1 tRNA gene and 2 rRNA genes (1 of these 3 cut by a window edge) are annotated in these 2,500 nt (G+C 53.7%); all 3 read right to left on the reverse strand.

From position 1 onward, the window contains the following. Positions 1-215 precede the first annotated feature (215 nt). A tRNA-Met gene (locus GOW92_RS24605) sits at positions 216-292 on the reverse strand. Between the two features lie 48 nt (positions 293-340). Continuing rightward, positions 341-455 (reverse strand): 5S ribosomal RNA (rrf, locus tag GOW92_RS24610). Between the two features lie 184 nt (positions 456-639). Continuing rightward, positions 640-2,500 (reverse strand): 23S ribosomal RNA (locus GOW92_RS24615) (it continues 966 nt past the right edge of the window).

The following is a 2,500-nucleotide window of genomic DNA, read 5'->3' on the forward strand; positions in this document are numbered from 1 at the left end:
GTTTTGATTTGATTGTTTTATTCGATTTGGTTGCGGGAGTAGGATTTGAACCTACGGTCCAGCGCTTTGCGCGTTCGTCAGGTAATCGATCCACTGGGTCGATTTCTGTTCTTCCTCACCCTTCAGGTTATGAGCCTGACGAGGTGAAGACGTTAAGCAATTGATCCAGTGGATCAATTTTAGTCTGAACGGGCTGTACTGAGATTTTCTGACGCTGGTTGCGGGAGCAGGATTTGAACCTGCGACCTTCAGGTTATGAGCCTGACGAGCTACCGGGCTGCTCCATCCCGCGTCAGAGTCAGATTTGTATCATCATTAGAGAGACTGGGGATTTTTCTAGGTTTGGCGGTGACCTACTCTCCCGGGGCTTAAGCCCAAGTACCATTGGCGCGGCAGTGCTTAACTTCCGGGTTCGGGATGGGACCGGGTGTTTCACTTGCGCTATGACCACCAAACCGAGGAAAATCCCCGTCGCTCTTTTTGCTTTGCAAAAAGGCGACGCGCAGGAGGCAGCGTATTCGCGAAGCGGATGCGCGTTCCTGCACGGTTGTTATGTCAATCAACATCGTCGTTTGAAGCGACGAAGTTATCCATGTTTACTGAGGTGTATGTTTTTGATTTGTCTTTCCATTACTGGATCAAATCAAGCCTATCGGGCGATTAGTACCGGTCAACTGAACGCATTACTGCGCTTACATCTCCGGCCTATTGACGTGGTGGTCTTCCACGGCCCTCAGGGAGACCTTGTTTTGAGGGGGGCTTCCCGCTTAGATGCCTTCAGCGGTTATCCTGTCCGATCATAGCTACCCAGCACTGCCGTTGGCACGACAACTGGTCCACCAGTGGATCGTTCACCCCGGTCCTCTCGTACTAGGGGCAACTCCTCTCAAGTCTCCTACACCCACGGCAGATAGGGACCGAACTGTCTCACGACGTTCTAAACCCAGCTCACGTACCTCTTTAAACGGCGAACAGCCGTACCCTTGGGACCTGCTCCAGCCCCAGGATGAGATGAGCCGACATCGAGGTGCCAAACACTGCCGTCGATATGGACTCTTGGGCAGTATCAGCCTGTTATCCCCGGCGTACCTTTTATCCGTTGAGCGATGGCCCTTCCACTCGGGACCACCGGATCACTATGGCCGTCTTTCGACTCTGCTCGACTTGTCAGTCTCGCAGTCAGGCTGGCTTCTGCCATTGCACTCAACGAGCGATTTCCGACCGCTCTGAGCCAACCTTCGCGCGCCTCCGTTACGCTTTAGGAGGCGACCGCCCCAGTCAAACTACCCGCCACGCAGGGTCCCGGATCCGGATAACGGACCGCGGTTAGACATCAAGAGTGCGAAGGGTGGTATCTCAAGGGAGGCTCCACAGGTACTTGCGTTCCTGCTTCAAAGCCCACCACCTATCCTGCACATCACAATCCTGATGCCAGTGCGAAGCTGTAGTAAAGGTGCACGGGGTCTTTCCGTCTAACCGCGGGAAGCCTGCATCTTGACAGGCAATTCAATTTCGCTGAGTCGATGTTGGAGACAGCGGGGAAGTCGTTACGCCATTCGTGCAGGTCGGAACTTACCCGACAAGGAATTTCGCTACCTTAGGACCGTTATAGTTACGGCCGCCGTTTACCTGGGCTTCAATTCAAGGCTCTCACCTCTCCTTTTAACCTTCAGGCACCGGGCAGGCGTCAGACCCTATACGTCGTCTTGCGACTTCGCAGAGCCCTGTGTTTTTAATAAACAGTCGCCACCCCCTGGTTTGTGCCCCCAGCCCCTAGTTGCCTAGGAACCGGGCCTCCTTCTCGCGAACTTACGGAGGTATTTTGCCGAGTTCCTTCAACATCGTTCTCTCAAGCGCCTTGGTATGCTCTACCAGTCCACCTGTGTCGGTTTAGGGTACGGTCTGATGGAGGGCTATTTCCAGGAACCACTCAGCAGCCCAATCAATCCGATAAGATTGAACTACACCTGTGATCCGTCACATCCTCCTGGCCTAGGAATATTAACCTAGTTCCCATCGCCTACGCCTTTCGGCCTCGGCTTAGGGGCCGGCTTACCCTGCTCAGATTAGCTTTAAGCAGGAACCCTTGGACTTTCGGCGAGAGTGTCTCTCACACTCTTTGTCGCTACTCATGTCATCATTCTCACTAGTGATCTCTCCACCGGATGGCTCACGCCCCGGCTTCATCGAAAGCCTCTCTCCTCCAATCTGCCCGAAGGCATGAAGGAGGAATGAGACTATGTCACACTACGCTCTGCTACCGATGCTTACGCATCCCTAGACTTCGGCTCATGGCTTGAGCCCCGTTACATCTTCGCCGCAGGACAACTTATTTAGACCAGTGAGCTGTTACGCTATCTTTAAAGGATGGCTGCTTCTAAGCCAACCTCCTGGTTGTTTTGGTCGTCCCACCTGCTTTCCCACTTAGCCATGAATTGGGGGCCTTAGTCGTAGGTCAGGGTTGTTTCCCTCTCCACTACGGACGTTAGCATCCGCAGTG

The organism is Ruegeria atlantica, assembly GCF_013032505.1.
Lineage (GTDB): Bacteria > Pseudomonadota > Alphaproteobacteria > Rhodobacterales > Rhodobacteraceae > Ruegeria > Ruegeria atlantica_F.